General features: G+C 72.7%; 13 protein-coding genes and 1 riboswitch. Of the genes, 9 read left to right on the top strand and 4 right to left on the bottom strand.

From position 1 onward, the window contains the following. Positions 1 to 109 precede the first annotated feature (109 nt). The gene (mfd, locus tag ACZ45T_RS14485; RefSeq protein WP_468440972.1) at positions 110 to 3640 is read left to right on the top strand and encodes a transcription-repair coupling factor; all 3531 of its coding nucleotides are present in this window, start codon (positions 110 to 112) and stop codon (positions 3638 to 3640) included. A 62-nt stretch (positions 3641 to 3702) separates the two neighbouring features. Here mfd and ACZ45T_RS14490 read toward each other — a convergent pair whose 3' ends face one another. Further along, complete coding sequence (locus ACZ45T_RS14490) at positions 3703 to 3882, bottom strand: Rv0909 family putative TA system antitoxin (RefSeq protein ID WP_468440974.1); 180 nt, start codon at positions 3880 to 3882, stop codon at positions 3703 to 3705. A 73-nt stretch (positions 3883 to 3955) separates the two neighbouring features. Next, on the bottom strand, positions 3956 to 4669 hold the full coding sequence (locus ACZ45T_RS14495; RefSeq protein WP_468440976.1) for a hypothetical protein: 714 nt from the start codon (positions 4667 to 4669) through the stop codon (positions 3956 to 3958). A 249-nt stretch (positions 4670 to 4918) separates the two neighbouring features. Between ACZ45T_RS14495 and ACZ45T_RS14500 the strand changes: the two genes are divergently transcribed. The 3 genes from ACZ45T_RS14500 to ACZ45T_RS14510 all read left to right on the top strand — a co-directional run bounded on the left by ACZ45T_RS14500 (position 4919) and on the right by ACZ45T_RS14510 (position 9293). Then, a complete protein-coding gene (locus ACZ45T_RS14500) occupies positions 4919 to 7024 on the top strand; it encodes an N-6 DNA methylase (protein WP_468440978.1) in 2106 nt (701 codons plus the stop codon). Positions 7025 to 7149: 125 nt separating this feature from the next. Continuing rightward, a complete protein-coding gene (locus ACZ45T_RS14505; protein ID WP_468440980.1) occupies positions 7150 to 7779 on the top strand; it encodes a hypothetical protein in 630 nt (209 codons plus the stop codon). After that, positions 7776 to 9293 (top strand): protein kinase domain-containing protein, encoded by a 1518-nt coding sequence (locus tag ACZ45T_RS14510; RefSeq protein WP_468440982.1) that lies wholly within the window; start codon positions 7776 to 7778, stop codon positions 9291 to 9293. The genes ACZ45T_RS14505 and ACZ45T_RS14510 overlap by 4 nt, the downstream gene beginning before the upstream one ends. Here the strand turns inward: ACZ45T_RS14510 and ACZ45T_RS14515 are convergent. Beyond that, on the bottom strand, positions 9281 to 11629 hold the full coding sequence (locus ACZ45T_RS14515) for a YfhO family protein (RefSeq protein WP_468440984.1): 2349 nt from the start codon (positions 11627 to 11629) through the stop codon (positions 9281 to 9283). The genes ACZ45T_RS14510 and ACZ45T_RS14515 overlap by 13 nt on opposite strands. A gap of 177 nt (positions 11630 to 11806) precedes the next feature. On the opposite strand from ACZ45T_RS14515, the gene ACZ45T_RS14520 reads away from it, so the two are divergent. Together ACZ45T_RS14520 and ACZ45T_RS14525 are read left to right on the top strand one after the other, a co-directional pair. Then, a complete protein-coding gene (locus tag ACZ45T_RS14520) occupies positions 11807 to 12430 on the top strand; it encodes a SurA N-terminal domain-containing protein (RefSeq protein WP_468440986.1) in 624 nt (207 codons plus the stop codon). Positions 12431 to 12458: 28 nt separating this feature from the next. Next, positions 12459 to 13463, top strand: a complete 1005-nt coding sequence (locus ACZ45T_RS14525) for a nucleoside triphosphate pyrophosphohydrolase (protein WP_468440988.1) — start codon at positions 12459 to 12461, stop codon at positions 13461 to 13463. Between the two features lie 9 nt (positions 13464 to 13472). Here ACZ45T_RS14525 and ACZ45T_RS14530 read toward each other — a convergent pair whose 3' ends face one another. Beyond that, entirely contained in the window at positions 13473 to 14684 is a 1212-nt protein-coding gene (locus ACZ45T_RS14530; protein WP_468440990.1) for a globin domain-containing protein, read from the bottom strand. 122 nt (positions 14685 to 14806) lie between these two features. Here ACZ45T_RS14530 and ACZ45T_RS14535 point away from each other — a divergent pair, with 122 nt between their 5' ends. The 3 genes from ACZ45T_RS14535 to ACZ45T_RS14545 all read left to right on the top strand — a co-directional run bounded on the left by ACZ45T_RS14535 (position 14807) and on the right by ACZ45T_RS14545 (position 18388). Next, a complete protein-coding gene (locus ACZ45T_RS14535) occupies positions 14807 to 16081 on the top strand; it encodes a cytochrome P450 family protein (protein WP_468440992.1) in 1275 nt (424 codons plus the stop codon). A 103-nt stretch (positions 16082 to 16184) separates the two neighbouring features. After that, positions 16185 to 17234, top strand: a complete 1050-nt coding sequence (locus tag ACZ45T_RS14540; protein WP_468440994.1) for a transglycosylase family protein — start codon at positions 16185 to 16187, stop codon at positions 17232 to 17234. A gap of 276 nt (positions 17235 to 17510) precedes the next feature. Continuing rightward, a riboswitch (cyclic di-AMP (ydaO/yuaA leader) is annotated at positions 17511 to 17683 on the top strand. A 3-nt stretch (positions 17684 to 17686) separates the two neighbouring features. Then, positions 17687 to 18388, top strand: coding sequence for a transglycosylase family protein (locus tag ACZ45T_RS14545; RefSeq protein ID WP_468440996.1), 702 nt, complete (start codon positions 17687 to 17689; stop codon positions 18386 to 18388). The last annotated feature ends 72 nt before the right edge of the window (positions 18389 to 18460 follow it).

Raw genomic sequence — 18460 nt, forward strand, 5'->3', positions numbered from 1 at the left:
GGAATCCCTCGCGCGACGGGGACGGCGTCGTCATAAGGTGGGAACCCCCGGCCCGTACGACGTGTCGGGTCCTTCGCGTTGCCCCCTCACCGGACGGAAAGCCTCCTTCATGAGCCTGCACGGACTGCTCGACGCCGTCACCCGGGACCCCGCCCTCGCCGAGGCGGTCACCGCGGCCGGGGACGGCAACCGCATGCATGTGGACCTGGTCGGCCCCGCCGCCGCGCGGCCCTTCGCGATCGCCGCGCTGGCCCGGCAGACCGGACGGACCGTGCTCGCGGTCACCGCCACCGGGCGCGAGGCCGAGGACCTGGCCGCTGCGCTGCGCTCCCTGCTGCCGCCCGACGAGGTGGTGGACTACCCGTCCTGGGAGACGCTCCCGCACGAACGGCTCAGCCCGCGCAGCGACACGATGGGCCGCCGGCTCGCCGTCCTGCGCCGGCTCGTGCACCCCAGCAAGGACGACCCGGCGGCGGGGCCGGTGAGCGTGATCGTCGCGCCCATCCGGTCCGTGCTCCAGCCGCAGGTCAAGGGACTCGGGGAGCTGGCCCCGGTCAGCCTGCGCCAGGGCGGGAGCGCCGACCTCGGGGAGATCACCGAGGCTCTGGCGGCGGCCGCGTACGCGCGCGTCGAGCTCGTCGAGAAGCGCGGCGAGTTCGCCGTGCGCGGCGGCATCCTCGACGTGTTCCCGCCCACCGAGGAACACCCGCTGCGCATCGAGTTCTGGGGCGACGAGGTCGAGGAGATCCGTTACTTCAAGGTCGCCGACCAGCGGTCGCTGGAGGTCGCCGAGCACGGGCTGTGGGCCCCGCCCTGCCGCGAGCTGCTGCTCACCGAGGAGGTACGGGAGCGGGCCGCGGCCCTCGCCGAGGCGCACCCGGAGCTCGGCGAGCTGCTGAACAAGATCGCCGAGGGGATCGCCGTAGAGGGCATGGAGTCCCTCGCTCCGGTCCTCGTCGACGACATGGAGCTGCTGGTCGACGTCCTGCCGGCCGGGGCGATGGCCGTCGTCTGCGATCCGGAGCGGGTACGGACCCGGGCCGCCGACCTGGTGGCCACCTCCCAGGAGTTCCTCATGGCCTCCTGGGCGGCCACCGCGGGCGGCGGCGTGGCCCCCATCGACGTCGGCGCGGCCTCGCTGCGCGGGATCGCGGACGTTCGCGACCGGGCCCGCGAGCTGAACATGATGTGGTGGTCGGTCTCCCCCTTCGCCGCCGATGAAGTGACGGGAGGGGACACCCTCAAGCTCGGCATGCACGCCCCCGAGGCCTACCGCGGCGACACCGCCCGGGCGCTGGCCGACACCAAGGGCTGGATCGCCGACGGCTGGCACACCGTCTACCTCACCGAGGGCCACGGCCCGGCCGCCCGTACCGTCGAGGTGCTCGGCGGCGAGGGCATCCCGGCCCGGCTGGAGCCGGAGCTGCGCGCCCTGGAGCCGAGCCTGGTCCACGTCGCCTGCGGCTCCATCGACAACGGCTTCGTCGACCCGGCGCTGAAGATCGCCGTCCTGACCGAGACGGACCTCACCGGGCAGCGCACCGCCACCAAGGACCTGGGCCGGATGCCGACCCGGCGCCGCAAGACCATCGACCCGCTGACCCTGGAGGCCGGGGACTACATCGTCCACGAGCAGCACGGCGTGGGCCGGTACGTCGAGATGGTCCAGCGGACGGTGCAGGGCGCCACCCGTGAATACCTCCTCGTCGAGTACGCGCCGGCCAAGCGCGGGCAGCCCGGCGACCGGCTCTACATCCCCACCGACCAGCTGGAGCAGGTCACCAAGTACGTCGGCGGCGAGGCCCCGACCCTGCACCGGCTCGGCGGCGCCGACTGGACGAAGACCAAGGCGCGCGCGAAGAAGGCGGTCAAGGAGATCGCCGCCGACCTGATCAAGCTGTACAGCGCGCGCATGGCCGCCCCCGGCCACACCTTCGGTCCGGACACCCCCTGGCAGCGCGAGCTGGAGGACGCCTTCCCGTACGCGGAGACGCCCGACCAGCTCACCACCATCGCCGAGGTCAAGGAGGACATGGAGAAGTCGGTCCCGATGGACCGGCTCGTCTGCGGCGACGTCGGCTACGGCAAGACCGAGATCGCCGTGCGCGCCGCCTTCAAGGCGGTCCAGGACGGCAAGCAGGTGGCCGTCCTCGTGCCGACGACCCTCCTCGTGCAGCAGCACTTCGGCACCTTCTCCGAGCGCTACAGCCAGTTCCCGGTCAACGTGAAGGCGCTGTCCCGCTTCCAGAGCGACACCGAGTCCAAGGCCACCCTGGAGGGCCTGAAGGAGGGCTCCGTGGACGTGGTCATCGGTACCCACCGGCTCTTCTCGCAGGAGACCAGGTTCAAGGACCTGGGCCTGGTCATCGTCGACGAGGAGCAGCGGTTCGGCGTGGAGCACAAGGAGCAGCTGAAGAAGCTCCGTGCCAACGTCGACGTGCTGACCATGTCCGCGACCCCGATCCCGCGCACCCTGGAGATGGCGGTGACCGGCATCCGCGAGATGTCGACGATCACCACCCCGCCGGAGGAGCGCCACCCGGTGCTGACCTTCGTCGGCCCGTACGAGGAGAAGCAGATCGGCGCGGCCATCCGCCGTGAACTCCTGCGCGAGGGCCAGTGCTTCTACATCCACAACCGGGTCGAGTCCATCGACCGGGCGGCCGCCAAGCTGCGCGAGATCGTGCCCGAGGCGCGGATCGCGACGGCGCACGGCCAGATGTCGGAGCAGGCCCTGGAACAGGTCGTCGTCGACTTCTGGGAGAAGAAGTTCGACGTGCTCGTCTCGACCACGATCGTCGAGTCCGGCATCGACATCTCCAACGCCAACACCCTGATCGTGGAGCGCGGCGACAACTTCGGCCTGTCCCAGCTGCACCAGCTGCGCGGCCGCGTGGGCCGGGGCCGCGAGCGCGGGTACGCGTACTTCCTCTACCCGCCGGAGAAGCCGCTGACCGAGACCGCGCACGAGCGGCTCGCGACGATCGCCCAGCACACCGAGATGGGCGCCGGCATGTACGTGGCCATGAAGGACCTGGAGATCCGCGGCGCGGGCAACCTGCTCGGCGGCGAGCAGTCCGGACATATCGCGGGCGTCGGCTTCGACCTCTACATCCGCATGGTCGGCGAGGCCGTGGCCGACTACCGGGCCGCGGTCGAGGGCGGGGTGGAGGAGGAGCCGCCGCTGGAGGTCAAGATCGAGCTGCCGGTCGACGCGCACGTCCCGCACGACTACGCGCCCGGCGAGCGGCTGCGCCTCCAGGCGTACCGCTCCATCGCGTCGGCCAACTCCGAGGCGGACATCAAGGCCGTACGGGAGGAGCTCACCGACCGCTACGGCAAGCTGCCGGAGCCGGTGGAGAACCTGCTGCTGGTGGCCGGGCTGCGGATGCTCGCCCGGGCCTGCGGCGTCGGCGACATCACCCTCCAGGGCAACAACATCCGCTTCGGGCCGGTGGAGTTGCGCGAGTCGCAGGAGCTGCGGCTCAAGCGGCTCTACCCGGGAGCGGTGCTGAAGCCCGCCACCGGGCAGGTGCTGATCCCGCGCCCGAAGGCGGGCAAGATCGGCGGCAAGCCGGTGGTCGGCCGCGAACTGCTGGCCTGGACCGGGGAGTTCCTCACCACGATCCTGGGGTCCTAAGCGGCCTCGGGCCGCTGAGACGGACGTGGAGGCCGGGCCTGTGCGGGCCCGGCCTCCACCGGCTACTTGTTCGGATCGTCGTCGACGCCCAGCTTCTCTTCCATGGTCTGCTGGCCCTTGTTGACCTGGTCGGTGTGCTTGTCGCCGGTCCGCGCGTTGGCCTCTTGCTCAAGCTTGTCGGACATTTCCTTGGCCTTCGCCTTGGCCTTGTCCGGGTCCTTGAACCTGTCGAAGATCCCCATGTCGCGGGCTCCTTCCGTATCCCCGTTGAGACGCTACGCGGGTTTCGGGTGATTCGCCCGCTGGGGGGTGTTTTCAGCCCAGCTTGTCTGCGTCGATGACGTCCTTGCCGGTCGGGGCGTCGGCCTGCACCGGCTTGTTGATGCCGCTGAACGTGACCTCCGCGGGCTCCTTGCCGGTGTTGCTGGCCTTGAGCAGGTACGGCTCGCCCTTGGTGGCCACCAGCAGGGTCTCGGTGCCGTCGGTGGTCTTCGTGGTCAGGGTGAGGGCCTCCTGGCCGTCGACCGTGGTGACCTCGCCCTTCTTCGCGCCCTTGCTCTCGTCGAACTCCTTGAGCAGCTCGTCCAGGTCGCACAGCGCGGACAGCTCCTTCGAGTCCGCGTCGTCGCTCTTCGACTTGAGCCAGTGGCCGGCCAGCTGCTTGACGGCCGCGTCCGCCTGCTCCTTGGGCAGGTCCTTCATCTGGGAGCGGTAGAAGGGCTCGTCGGCCTTGATGAACACGAACTGGGCGTTGCGGATCAGCTCGAAGGAGCCGTCCTCGCCGGAGATCGTGCCCTTGCAGTCGCCGGACTTGCTGACGGCCATGTTCAGCTGCATGGGCTTGCCGTCGTCCCAGACCTTGCCGCTGACGGTGAGGGAGTCGGCGCCGCGCAGGGCGGTCACGGACTTGTCGGCCACCTGGGAGCCGCTCAGGTCGGGAAACGGGCCGGAGGCGGCGCAGGCGGCGAGCCCGAGGGTGGCGGCGCAGGCGAGGGCGGTGGTGGCGGTCAGGCGGTGAAGGGTGCGCATGGGGACTCTTTCGGGCAGGAAAGGGGAGCGGGGGGAAGAGTGGAGCGGGGGAAGAGTAAGGGGAGCGGTCAGCTAAGCGGAATCCAGGGGTCCGGTTGGGTCAGCCGGACTTCTTCCAGTCCGCGCAGTGCTATTTGACGCGCCGATCACAGCAGATTTCTGTGAACCGAGTCAACATGGTTCGCAGATAATTTTGAGTTCACGCTGTGAAGCGGTCTCTTTCGCGCGCTCCGGGGTAAGCTCCGCGGCATGTCAGAGGAGAACGCCGTGGACAACGGCGGGGAGAACGCCGCAGAGGTCACCGCGGCCGAGGTCGCCCGCCTGGCCGGGGTCGGCCGCGCAGCCGTGAGCAACTGGCGGCGCCGCCACGCCGACTTCCCCAAACCCGTCGGCGGCACCGAGACCAGCCCCTCCTTCTCCCTGGCCGAGGTGGAGCACTGGCTGCGCGCCCAGGGCAAGCTCGCCGAGGTCCCGCTGCGCGAGCGCGTCTGGCAGCAGATCACCGCCCACCCCGGCGGAGCCGTCACCGCACTGGTCAAGGCCGGCAGCGCGCTGCTCGTCGTACAGGACCGGCCCGCCGACTGGCTGGAGGTGACCGCCGCCCCCGACGAGCGCATGGCCACCCTGCTGCGCCCCGTCCTCGACCGGGCGCTCGGCGCGCGCCTCGGGCCCGGCCACGCCCTCACCGAGGTCCCGCTGCGCCCGGCCACCATGCCGCTGCTGCGCGCCGCCGCCGAACTCGCCGCCGAACTCGGCGCCCGCGAGGCCTTCGAGTTCCTCCTCGGCCGCCACCTCGACGCCAACCCCCGCCAGTACACGCTCACCCCGGACGGCCTCGCCGAGCTCATGGCCGCGCTGATCGGACCCGCGGACCCGGCCGGGGCCCCCGGTGCAAGCACCGGCTCCACCGGAGCGGCCGGCGCCGCGCCCCTCAAGGTGCTCGACCCCGCCTGCGGCACCGGCACCCTGCTGCGGGCCGTCCCCGGAGCCACCGCCCTGCACGCGCAGGACTCCTCGCCCGAGCTCGCCGCCCTCGCCGCGCTGCGCCTCGCCCTGCACGGGCCCGCCGTGGTCCGCGCGGCCGCCGCCGACAGCCTGCGCGCCGACGCCTTCGCGCAGGACGCCGTCGACGCCGTGCTCTGCCACCCGCCGTTCAACGAACGCAACTGGGGCCACGAGGAACTGGCCTACGACCCGCGCTGGGAGTACGGCTTCCCGGCCCGTACCGAGTCCGAACTCGCCTGGGTCCAGCACGCCCTGGCCCACCTCCGCGAGGGCGGCACCGCCGTCCTGCTCATGCCCCCCGCCGTCGCCGCCCGCCGCTCCGGCCGCCGCATCCGCGCCGACCTGCTGCGCCGCGGCGCACTGCGGGCCGTCGTCGCGCTCCCGGCCGGCGCGGCGCCCCCGTACGGGATCCCCCTGCACCTGTGGGTGCTGTGCAGGCCCGCCCCGCACGCCGCGCCCCCGGCCGGACTCCTCCTCGTCGACACCGCGGCCCTCGCCGCCGACGGCCGACTCCGGGCCGCCTGGCCCGCCGTGCACAGCACGGTGGAGGACGCCTGGACCGCGTACGACCGCACCGGGACGGCGCCGGAGGTCCCGGGCGTCAGCCGCGTCGTGCCCGTCATCGAACTGCTCGACGACGACGTCGACCTCACCCCCGCCCGCCACCTGCCGCCGCCGGCCGCGGGCGGCGGACCGGCCGAACTGACCGCCGTACGGGAGCGCCTCGGCGAGACCCTCGGCCGGGCCGCGCGCCTCACCCCGCCGCCCGCCGCCCCGGCCGCCCCGGCCGCGGCCCGGCTCCCGCTGACCACCATCGGCGAACTCGTCCGCGCCGGAGCCCTGGAGCTGCACACCGGCACCGGCAGCGGGACCGGCACGGCCCCCGTCCTCACCGAGCAGGACGTGTACGCCGGGACCGGACCCTCCGGCGCCCTGGCGGCCACCGCCGACGAGCCCGTGCTCACCGCACCCGGCGACGTCCTCGTCCCCCTGGTCGGCGGCGCCGCCATCGCCCGGGTCGTCGACGGGGCCACCGCGGGCGCCGTACCCGGCCGCGGCCTCGCACTGCTGCGCCCCGACCCGGCCGCCCTCGACCCCTGGTTCCTGGCCGGATTCCTGCGCGGCACCGCCAACAACCGCCGCGCCAGCAGCCACGCCTCCACCGCCACCCGCCTCGACGTGCGCAGGCTCCGGCTGCCCCGGCTGCCCCTGGCGCAGCAGCAGCGCTACGGCGCCCGCTTCCGCGCGCTCGCCGAGTTCGAGGACGCGCTGCGGCTCGCGGGACGGCTCGGCGAGCAACTCGTACAAGGCTTCTACGACGGCCTGTCCGACGGCACGGTCACGCCATAGGGGGTGACGTGTGAACCGTCGTGCGGCGACCCTGCAACGGTTGCGCGCATCCCCTCACCGACGGCCGGAAACGCTGTATACCCTCAGTCCCGAAACCTCTTCCGCACGGCCTGTCAGGAGCAGCGATGCACGGCCCCGGCCTCCCGCCGCAGCACGGTCCCCGGCCCTCCTCGGGGGGCGTGGTGGTACTGCGCGTGCTGTTCACGCTGCTGCCCCTCCTGAGCTGCGGCTTCTTCGCCTGGGGCTCGATGCTGCGGCTCGCGCTGCTCACCCGCAAGACCCGCGACTGGGCGCTGATGGGCATCAGTTGCGTCCTCGCCGTCTTCTGGTTCGTGATGTTCGGCCTCGACCCGACGCCCGAGGTCACCGGCTGGCAGAGCAACGTCGGGGGCTTCGGCACGCTCATCACCGGCTTCGCGGTCTGCGTGTACTTCCTCGTCTGCGACATCCGCCACCACGAGCGGGCCGCGGCGGCCGCCGCGGCGCACTGGTACCCCGTGCAGCCCGCGCCGTACGCCCCGCCGCCGCAGGGCGCGCCCGCCTACGGGTACCCGCCCGCCCAGATGCCCGCCCCCACCCCGGTCCCGGCCCCCGCCCCGCCGCAGGTGCCACCGCAGACCACCCCGGCCCCGCGCATCGGGCAGGTCCGTGCCGAGCTCGACGAGCTCAGTGAACTGCTGCGCAAGCAGACCCCGCCGCCCGGCGGCCCCCGCCAGGACCCGAACCGGACCGCGATCCAGGACCCGAACCAGTGACCGACCGGCTCATCGGCGACCGCTACCAGCTCGCCACCATCCTGGGCCAGGGCGGCATGGGCCAGGTCTGGACGGCGTACGACCGGCGCCTGGACCGGCGGGTCGCCGTCAAGCTGCTGCGCCCCGACAAGGTGGCCGGCCCCGGCACGGTCGCCGAGGAGCTGCGCCGCCGCTTCGTGCGCGAGTGCCGGGTCACCGCACAGGTGGACCATCCCGGCCTGGTCACCGTGCACGACGCGGGCAGCGACGGCGACGAGCTCTTCCTCGTCATGGGATACGTCGAGGGCGCCGACCTCGCCGACCACCTCGCCGAACACGATCCCTACCCCTGGCCGTGGGCGGTCGCCGTCGTCGCGCAGCTGTGCTCGGTCCTGTCGGCCGTGCACGCGGTGCCGATCGTCCACCGCGACCTGAAGCCGCGCAACGTGATGGTGCGGCCCGACGGCACCGTCCTGGTCCTGGACCTCGGCGTGGCCTCGGTGATGGACACCGACACCACCCGCCTCACCAGCACCGGCTCGCCCATCGGCAGCCCCGCGTACATGGCGCCCGAGCAGGCCATGGGCGGCGCGGTGGGCCCGTACACCGACCTCTACGCACTCGGCGTGCTGCTCTACGAACTCCTCAGCGGCAACGTCCCCTTCGCCGGATCCACCGCGCTGGGCGTGCTGCACCGCCACCTGTACGAGCCCCCGCTCCCGGTCCGCCCGCTGCGCCCGGAGGTCCCGCCGGAGCTGGAGGCGCTCCTGCTGCGCCTCCTCGCCAAGGACCCGCAGGACCGGCCCGCCTCCGCGCAGGAGGTCTACGAGGCGCTCGCCCCGCTGCTGCCCGCCAGCGGCAGCGCCGCCCCGGCCGGCCCGCTCGACCCGACCCGGCCCTTCCTGCGCCCCCAGGCGCCCTGGCCGGACCGGGCCACCACCGTCGTCCCGCCGCGGCCGGCCGCCCCGCCGACGCCGGCCCCGCCGAAGCCGGACATCCCCGGGGCCGTGGACGAGGCCCGCAAGCTCCTGGACCAGGGGCGGCTCACCCAGGCCGTGGACATCCTCGGCGGCATCCTCCCGGCGGCGGCCGCCGAGCACGGGGAGCACTCCCCGGTGGTCCGCTCCCTGCGCAAGCAGTACGCGGCCACGCTGATGGACGACGGCCAGTACCGCCGCGCCCTGCCGGAACTGCGCCGCCTCGCCGACGAGTTCCCGGCCGGCGACGCCCAGGCGCTGCGCTTCCGCTACGACGCCGCCCAGTGCCTGGAGCAACTGGGCGAACCGGCCGCCGCCCTGGCGGAGTACCGCTCGCTGCTCCCGCTCTTCGAGAACCACTACGCCAACCCGGACCCGGGCCTGCCCCTGGAGGTCCGCCGCCGGATCGCGCACTTGCAGCTCTCCCTCGGCGACCGCCAGTCGGCCCACGAGACCCTGGCCCGGCTGCTGTTCGACGCGGAACGCCTGCACGGCCCGGCGCACCCCTTCCCCGCCGAGATACGCCGGACCCTGCACTGGCTCGGTCAGGTGCGCTGACGCCGCCTCCTCCCGAAGGCCAGGCCGAGCAGCACGGCCAGGGCCACGCCCGCCACCGCCGTGCCCGGGATCAGGCCCGGCGGGCGGAACGAGCAGTCGAGCGTGGTGGTGAGGCCGTCCAGGGGGAGGGCGACCAGGCCCAGGTGGGCCGCGGCCGGGCGGCCGTTGCAGGTCCAGCCCGCGATGGCCGGGACGGAGAGGACCGCCGTGCCCGTGGCGCCCTGCGGCAGGACGGCCCGGATCTCCGAGGAGCCGACGCTCAGGGAGGTCGCCGCCGTGGCGCGCAGCGAGGCGACCGCCGCGTCGAGCCGGACGCGGTCCAGGCACGACAGGGTCCACCGCGGGGGCGGGGCCGCGTCGAAGACCAGGGCCGAGGAGGTCCCGCGGGAGACGCCCATCGGCTGGAGGGCCGCCCGGTTGCGGGGGGCGCTGCCGTTCAGGCGGAAGGCGGGGCCGTCCGCGAGGCGGGCCGTCGCGTTGTACTCCGGGGCCCACAGGTAGGCCTCGGTGCCCGCGCGGCACACCCCGGGCGCGAGCGGGTCCTCGTACACCCGGGCGCCCAGCAGCAGTTCCTGGTTGGCGAAGGGGGACTCGCCGTAGGAGCCGGGTGCGCCGGGTGGGCGGGTCGTCACCAGCGGCGGGACCTGCGCGCGGCGGACCGTGCCGTCCGGCTGGAGGCGCGCGCCGACCGCGAAGAGGGCGTCCGTCACCGGGTTGTCGATGCTCTGGACGTTGCGTCCGCGCGAGGTCCAGCCGGCCCCGAGCGCGACCATCGTGTGCGTGAACACCTCCGGGGTGTGGCTGCTGTAGTACGAGCCGCCCTCCCCGCCCAGCAGCAGCGGGTCGTTGCCCGACAGGGCGGGCCGGCTCGGGTCGGTGCGGTACGCCGGCCAGCCCCCGGCCGCCGCCAGGGCCCCGGCGCGCGCGGTGTGGGCCCGCCCCCAGGACGGGTAGTCGTCGAGGCCGGCCAGCTTGCCCTTGTGGCCGTAGGCCGTCGTCGCGGCCGCCTGCGCCACCAGGACCAGCGCCAGCAGCCCGGCCGCCGGGAGCGCGAGCCGGCGGTGGCGCAGCGCCCACCAGGCCGCGGCCGCCAGGGCGAGCCCGCCCGCGAAGAGCACGTAACTCCAGTTCGTGGCCAGGGTGCTGCCGCGCGACCACAGCACGGCGGCCGTCAGCAGGCCCGCTCCGGCCGCCAGCGCCGGTGGGCGGGGCGGGCCCGCCGCCAGCCCGGTCCAGGCGGCGATCACGGCGATCCCGGCGAGCACGAAGGTCTGCCGGTACGGGCTTCCGTTCGGGGTGGCGAAGAGGTGCCAGGCCAGGTGGGTGGGCGCCCACTGGAGCGAGAGGGCCACGGCGACCGTCAGCCCGGTCCACCACAGCCGGGCGCGCGGCGGCGCCGCCCGGTGGAAGGGCAGCGCGGCCACCAGCAGCAGGGTGCCGGTGCCGACGAAGACGGCGGGGGAGGAGAAGGAGTACGTCCCCGGCAGCAGCCGCGCGAAGAGGTCCGCCCAGGTCACCGGCCGGAACTCCTTGACCCACCCCGGGTAGGCCCGCCCCGAGCTGAGGAAGAGGGGAGCGAGCACCGGGGCCGCGAGGGCGATCCCCAGCAGGGTGGTCCCTGCCGCCCGCGCGATCACCGCCAGCCGGGGTCGCACGCCCTCCCGGGTCAGCACCACCCGTACCACCAGCACCAGGGCGGCGCCGAGCGTCGCCATGTAGCCGGTGTAGAAGTTCGCCGTCCAGCAGGCGGCCACGACCAGCGGGGCGAGCACCGGCCGCCGCCCGCGCAGGGCCCATTCACCGGTCAGGCACAGCAGGGGGAAGGCGATGAGCCCGTCCAGCCACATCGGGTTGTAGGAGGCCTCGATCACCGACCAGCCGCACAGCGCGTACGAGGCCCCGAGCAGCCCCGCCGCCCACCACGGGCCGCGGCGCTGCGTGCGCAGCAGCCAGGCCATCGCCGCCGCCGCGGCCGCCATCTTGAGCACGGTGACCACGTACACCGCGAGGTCTATGTCCGCGCGCGGGAAGAGTCCGACGAGCACCGAGAACGGGCTGGTCAGATAGGTGCCCAGATCGGGCAGGAAGCTCGTGCCGTACCCGGACTGCCAGTTGAACAGCAGCCCGCCCTCCGCGCGGCCGTGCAGGAGGTCCCACAGGTGCGCGTGGAAGGGTACGAACTGATTGCCGAGGTCGTTGATGCTGCGGTGGCGCGATCCGTAGGGGAAGACGCGGGCGGCGGCGTCCCCGGCGCACACGGCCACCGCCGTGAGCAGGGCGGCGAGCGCCGAGCCGAACAGGCTCGGGCGTCGCGGCGAGCAGTGCGGTGTCGACATGGTGGGCCGACCTTGGCAGTGCCGGGAGGCCGAAGAATGGCCGCAGGGTTAACACGCACCCCAACACCCCCGGAATCGTTGGGCGAAGTAGTGGCTCGGATCACCGTGACCTCATACCATCGATCACCGCACGGCCCTTGTGCACCGACGCACAATCTCCCGGCCCTGGAGGCTCCTTTGCACCGTCGCACTGCGCTCTCCGTCTCCACCGCCCTGCTCCTGGCGGCGCCCCTGCTGTCCGCCTGCTCGGGCGAAACCCGCCCCGGCACCGCGGCCGTCGTCGGCGGCGAACGGATCACCACGTCCGCGCTCCAGGCCCAGGTGAAGGACGTCCGCGCCGCACAGAACCGGTCCGGGCAGAGCGCCGCCGAACTCATCGCGAGCACCCCCAACCTGGAGCGGCAGAAGCTCGACGCGATGCTCCAGAGCCGGATCATCGACAAGATGGCCCGCACCGCCGGGCTCACCGTCACCGAGAAGGACATCGAGGACGAGCGCAAGGCGTACGTCGACGAGAACGGCGGACAGGCACAGTTCGAGGCGCTGCTCCTGCAGAAGGGCGCCATGGCCCCCGGCCAGGTCGACCGCTTCCTCAGGGACCGGGTGCTCCTCACCAGGCTGGCCGGCAAGTACGGCAACGGGAAGCTCGAGGAGCCCGCCCGGGCCGCCGTCACGGCACTGCACATCGAGGTCAACCCGCGCTACGGCGCCTGGGACGCCAAGCAGATCAAGCTCGGCGTCGGGGAGACCACCTGGATCACCCAGCGGACCCGTCCCGAGCAGGCCCCCGCCGGAGCCTGACACCGCCGACCGGAGGTAGGTTCGGAGGGTGACCGACCACTCCGAGCCCACCGCCGCCGAGCCCACCGGCCGTATCGTCCTGCTGACCACCAGCCACCGGGTCGCCCCCGGCGTGCTGTCCTGGCCGGCGTGGCAGACCCTGCACGCCGCGGACCGGGTGCTGTGCGCCGACCCCGGCCACCCGCAGCTGCCCTACCTGCGGGAGGCGGGCATCGAGGTCGAGCACGAGGCCCCGGACGCGCACGCGCTGGTCGAGGCCTGCGCGGGCGGCCGCACCGTCGTGGTGCTCCCCGGCGGCGAGGGCGACCAGCGGCTCACCGACGGGCTGGCCCGGCTGGCCGGCTCGGGCCGCATCTCCATGCCCGACCTGGAACTGCTGCCCGGCTCGTACGACCTGCCGGGCGCGCGCCTGATCGATCTGGTCCAGGTGATGGACCGGGTCCGGCGCGAGTGCCCGTGGACCTCCCGGCAGACCCACCGGGGGCTGGCCAAGTACGCGATCGAGGAGGCGTACGAGCTCGTCGAGGCCATCGAGGACGGGGACCGGGAGGAGCTGCGCGAGGAGCTCGGTGACGTGCTGCTCCAGGTGGTCTTCCACGCGCGGATCGCGCAGGAGGGCACCGCAGACGGCGAGGACCCCGACGAGGCCTTCTCCATCGACGACGTGGCCGGGGCCCTGGTGGAGAAGCTGATCCACCGGCACCCGCACGTCTTCGGCGACGCGAAGGCGGAGACCCCGGAGGACGTGCACGCGCACTGGCAGCGCACCAAGGCGGTCGAGAAGCAGCGGGAGTCGGTCACCGACGGGATTCCCGTGGGCCAGCCGGGTCTCGCGCTCGCGGCCAAACTCGCGGGCCGGGTCCGTGCGGGCGGCCTGGCCGTGGAACTGCCCCGCGGCGAGGGCGTCGGGTACGAGCTGCTGGAGCTGGCGGCGCGCGCCGAGGCGGCGGGGATCGACCCCGAGACCGCGCTGCGCGCGGCGGCCCGCGTCTACCGGGACGCGATCCGGGCGGCCGAGGGCGTCGGCGACTGACGACACCTCTCAGGAGGGCCTCGGCGCCCGGCCCGAGGGGTTGTGCCAGTGCGGCGACGGACGGTTCAGGAACCACTCGCCGAAGCCCAGCGGGCGGCTGCCGGGCCCGTGGCCCGTGAAGCCGACGGACACCGAGTCGTGGAAGAGGCGGCCGGGGCGGGCGCCCAGCTCCTCCAGGAGGTACGCGGTCTCGTCGATGAACTGCGGCGGTCCGCTGAGGTAGACGTCCTGCTCCGGCCACATGCCGCGGTGGCCGAGCGCGGTCGCGAGCCGGCCGGTGGCCTGGTTGCGGTGCTGCCCGGGGGCGGGCGTGATGTAGGTGACGCCGAGCCAGGGGCACGCGGCGGCGTACGTGTCGATGAGCGGGCGGTCGTAGAGGTGCGCGCCGTCCCGGGCCACCAGGAAGAGCCGTACGTCCTGATCAGGAGGATGCTCCACGAGTTCCTCCAGCAGGGCGCGGATCGGCGCCCAGCCGGTGCCGGCGGCGATGAAGCTGACCGGGCGGTCCTCGCGGCGGAGGGTCAGCTGTCCGCCGGCCGCGCTCAGCCGCAGCATGTCCCCCGGCCCCGCCTCGCGCACGAGGGAGGTGCTGAGCCGCCCCCGGTCGATCCGGCTGACGTGCAGGTCGAGGGTGCCGTCGGCGCGGGGGGCGTTGCCGATGGAGTACGTACGCCAGGTGGTCGGGACCCGCTCGCTGCTCACGCTCGTGTACTGGCCCGGGAGATAGGGGAAGGGGGCGAGCGGCCTCAGCGTCAGGACGGCGATGTCCTGCCCGTACTGGAGGTGGCGTACGACCTCCGCGTCCCACCACGGCGGGTCCTCGGATGAGGCGGCGCCGCCCATCATGGCGTCGGCGATCACCTGGTAGGCCTCGGCCCAGGCCTTCTCCACGCGCGGGGTCCAGGCCTCGCCGGAGGTCTCGGCGAGTGCGGCGAGCAGGCTGGAGCCCACGGCCGCGTAGTGCTCGGGGCCGGCCAGGAACTTGCGGTGGTCGCGCCCCAGGTCGCGTAGATAGGGGACGACGGTCTCGTCGTCGAAGTGGGCGATCACGTGCGTGAGCGCGGCGAAGAGCCGGTCCCGCTGTCGCTCCATGTCCTCGTGTGAGGCGGGGAACAGGTCACGGATCCCGGGGTTGTGCCAGAAGAGGTGGGAGTAGAAGAACTTGACCGCGTGCTCGGCCCGTCTCTCCACCACCGCGAAACTGCTCTTCAAGATCCTCACATCCACAAAATCGAAAGTAGGAATGTCTGACAAGGTGAGGTCAAGTGATGGCCGATCTGCGGACAGCCGCGACGAACCGGGCCATATGGGGTGCCGGCTCGGCGCCGGGATACGGTCATCGGGTGCATGAGCAGATCCCCGCAAACCCAGCCGACACCCCTGCCACCGAGGGCCCGACCCTCTTCGACTGGGAGTTCGCAACCGACCCGTACCCGGCCTACGCATGGCTGCGCGAGCACTCCCCGGTGCACCGCACCAAGCTCCCCAGCGGGGTCGAGGCCTGGCTGGTCACCCGCTACGCCGACGCCCGCCAGGCCCTGGCCGACCAGCGGCTCAGCAAGAATCCGGCGCACCACGCGGAGCCCGCGCACGCCAAGGGCAAGACCGGGATCCCGGGGGAGCGCAAGGCGGAGCTGATGACGCATCTGCTCAACATCGACCCGCCGGACCACACCCGGCTGCGGAGGCTGGTGTCGAAGGCGTTCACCCCGCGCCGGGTCGCCGAGTTCACCCCGCGGGTGCAGGCGCTCACCGATCACCTCATCGAGCAGTTCGTCGAGAAGGGAGAGGCGGACCTCATCCACGAGTTCGCCTTCCCGCTCCCCATCTACGCCATCTGCGAGATGCTCGGCGTACCGCGCGAGGACCAGGACGACTTCCGCGACTGGGCGGGGATGATGATCCGCCACGGCGGTGGCCCGCGCGGCGGAGTCGCCCGTTCCGTGAAGCAGATGCGCACCTATCTCGGGGAGCTCATCCACCGCAAGCGGGACGATCTGGGCAATGACCTCATCTCCGACCTGATCCGGGCGAGCGACCACGGCGACCACCTGACGGAGGCGGAGGCCACGGCGATGGCTTTCATCCTCTTGTTCGCAGGTTTTGAAACCACGGTTAATTTGATTGGGAATGGACTGCATGCCCTTTTCGTGAACCCGGATCAGCGCGAGCGCCTCCAGCTCTCCCTCGCCGCGGGCGAGAGTGGACTGCTGGCCACCGGTGTCGAGGAGCTGCTCCGCTACGACGGCCCCGTGGAACTGGCGACCTGGCGGTTCGCCACCGAGCCGCTGACCCTCGGCGGCCGGGAGATCGCGGTCGGAGATCCGGTCCTGGTCGTCCTCGCGGCCGCCGACCGGGACCCCGCACGGTTCGCCGATCCGAACACCCTGGACCTCTCCAGGACCGACAACCAGCACCTCGGATACGGGCACGGCATCCACTACTGCCTGGGCGCCCCGCTCGCACGACTTGAAGGGCAGACCGCGCTCGCGACTTTGCTGACGCGTCTGCCAGATCTGGAACTGGCTGTTCCGCCTGAAGACCTGCGCTGGCGCGGCGGACTGATCATGCGTGGCCTGCGCACTCTTCCCGTCCGCTTCACACCTCGGAACGTTTGATAGCCGCCTGACCAGAAGTCAGTTCACGGCCGGAGTTGTGACAATCGTTCGAAGGCCGCTAGGTTCTGCCGTTACCCCGCCGTTATGCGAAAGGTGCACCTTCATGCGTTCCGGGAACGGCCGCCACAGACGACCCCGCCAGGTCCCCGCGCTGGTAGTCACAGCCGGAGTCACTGGCTCCGCGCTGGCCCTGCCGCTGCTAGCGGCCACCAGTGCCACCGCCGCCGACACGTCCACGTGGGACAAGGTCGCCGAATGCGAGAGCGGTGGCTCCTGGAGTGCCAACTTCGGCAGCGGCGCCTACGGCGGGCTCCAGTTCACCCAGGAGGAGTGGCAGAGCGCCGGCGGGCTCGACTTCGCCGAGCGGGCCGACCTCGCGAGCCGCTCCCAGCAGATCGCCGTGGCCGAGCGGGTGCTCGCCTCGCAGGGGCCGCAGGCGTGGCCGCTGTGCGCGACCTCCGCCGGGCTGGACCGGCAGGGTCCCGCCGCGGCGGTGGACCCCGGTCTGCCCGGTGCCTCCGGGACGATCGCGCCCTCCCCGTCCCGCCCGGACGACACCGTGCCCTCCCGCGCGGGCGAGCGGCCGGCCATCGACTTCGGGGCCCCGACCGCGTCGGGCCCGGTGATCCCGAGCCCGTCCGGCTCTCCCTCGTACCTGATTCCCGACGCGCCGTCCGTCGGACTGCCCGTCATGCCCGTGCCGGACGCCCCGTCGGCGCCGGTCGTCCCGGGCGACTCGACCACGCCCCCGGCGACCCCCGGAGGCCCGACGGCCCCGGCTGACCCGACGGCTCCGGCCGACCCGACGGCCCCGACCGTCCCGGCGGACCCGAGCGCGCCCGCGACCCCCGGCCGGCCCGCGGTGGACCCGACGGCTCCGGCGGCTCCGGCGGCCCCGGCGACTCCGGGCGCCACCCCCGCCGAGGGCAATGGCAAGCACCGCGGTGAGCCCGCCCCCGAGGCTCCCGCACCTTCTGACGCGCCGTCGGAGCCCACGTACACGGTGAAGGCGGGCGACAGCCTGGCCGCCATCGCGGATGCCAAGGGGGTCAAGGGCGGCTGGAACGAGCTCTACCAGGCCAATGAGCAGGTCATCGGCAATGACGCCAACCTGATCAAGCCCGGTCAGAACCTGGATCTAACCGTGCAATAAGGACACTTCGGCGGCCCGGAAAGGGATGGTTGTCGGTTTTCGGCAAGTGAGACATGCGTCTCTTCCGGTCAACTGGCGTGTCCCACCTCGGGGCTTCCGCAAACCCCGGCCTCACCTGCGCAAACACCCCGGCGGGGAGCGCAAGTAGGGGCCCTCTCTCCCCGATGTTCCTCGTTGAACATCGGGGAGAGACCTGTCTACCTTCTGAATCGCTCGCCACCGCGAGCTCCTTCGACCGCATCGCCGAATCCTGCCGGCGGACGGGGGGAACAGTCGTCGCGTCAAGCGCCGAAGGCAGGAGCGGGGGAACCAAGGTAGGTGCCGGGAGCGGCCGTTGAGAGACGGTCACGCCACCGGCTTGGGGTTAAGAGGTGCGACTGGGTCGCATCGCCGGGCACTCATCAGCCCGAACCCGACAGCTCACCTCGTAGGCGTCGGTGAGGAGAAACCTCATGCTGCTTTCCGGCAAGGGCAAGCACCGTCGCGGTACTGCTATTGAGCGGACTGCCCGCCTCGTAACGCTCGCCGGTGTCGCCGGTGTGGCCGTGGCCGCTCCGCTGATGGCCGCGGGCACCGCCTCCGCCGCGACCGCCTCCGAGTGGGACAAGGTCGCGCAGTGCGAGTCCGGTGGCAACTGGGCCATCAACACGGGCAACGGCTACTACGGCGGCCTGCAGTTCTCGTCCTCCACGTGGGCCGCGTACGGCGGCAAGTCGTACGCCGCGCAGGCCAACCAGGCCTCGAAGTCCCAGCAGATAGCCATCGCCGAGAAGGTCCTCAAGGGCCAGGGCAAGGGCGCCTGGCCGCACTGCGGCGTGGGCCTGTCGAACTCCTCGTACACCGGCGGCGGGTCCACCGAGACCCCGAAGAACACCAAGCCGAAGGCCGACACGAAGAAGACCGAGCAGAAGGCCGCGCCGAAGAAGGACACCAAGCGCGCCGAGACCCCGACCACCCGCTCCGAGCGCGCCGAGGCTCCGGCCGCGCCGAAGACCGGCAACGGCTCGTACGAGGTCAAGTCCGGTGACACCCTGGGCACCATCGCCGAGGCCAACGGCGTCCAGGGCGGCTGGGAGAAGCTGTTCGAGCTGAACAAGGACATCGTCTCGGACGCCGACCTGATCTACCCGGGTCAGAAGCTGAAGCTCAGCTGAACACTGCGGCAATAGCCGCAGGAGTCTGAACGACACAGACCGTTCCCACCGCCCGGCGCGTCTCCCCCCACG

The sequence above is a fragment of the Streptomyces sp. NPDC030995 genome (assembly GCF_055571215.1).

Coding starts and splice junctions, on each gene's coding strand:
- mfd (WP_468440972.1), top strand. CDS start 110: ATGAGCCTGCACGGACTGCTCGACGCCGTCACCCGGGACCCCGCCCTC.
- ACZ45T_RS14490 (WP_468440974.1), bottom strand. CDS start 3,882: ATGGGGATCTTCGACAGGTTCAAGGACCCGGACAAGGCCAAGGCGAAG.
- ACZ45T_RS14495 (WP_468440976.1), bottom strand. CDS start 4,669: ATGCGCACCCTTCACCGCCTGACCGCCACCACCGCCCTCGCCTGCGCC.
- ACZ45T_RS14500 (WP_468440978.1), top strand. CDS start 4,919: ATGTCAGAGGAGAACGCCGTGGACAACGGCGGGGAGAACGCCGCAGAG.
- ACZ45T_RS14505 (WP_468440980.1), top strand. CDS start 7,150: ATGCACGGCCCCGGCCTCCCGCCGCAGCACGGTCCCCGGCCCTCCTCG.
- ACZ45T_RS14515 (WP_468440984.1), bottom strand. CDS start 11,629: ATGTCGACACCGCACTGCTCGCCGCGACGCCCGAGCCTGTTCGGCTCG.
- ACZ45T_RS14540 (WP_468440994.1), top strand. CDS start 16,185: ATGCGTTCCGGGAACGGCCGCCACAGACGACCCCGCCAGGTCCCCGCG.
- ACZ45T_RS14545 (WP_468440996.1), top strand. CDS start 17,687: ATGCTGCTTTCCGGCAAGGGCAAGCACCGTCGCGGTACTGCTATTGAG.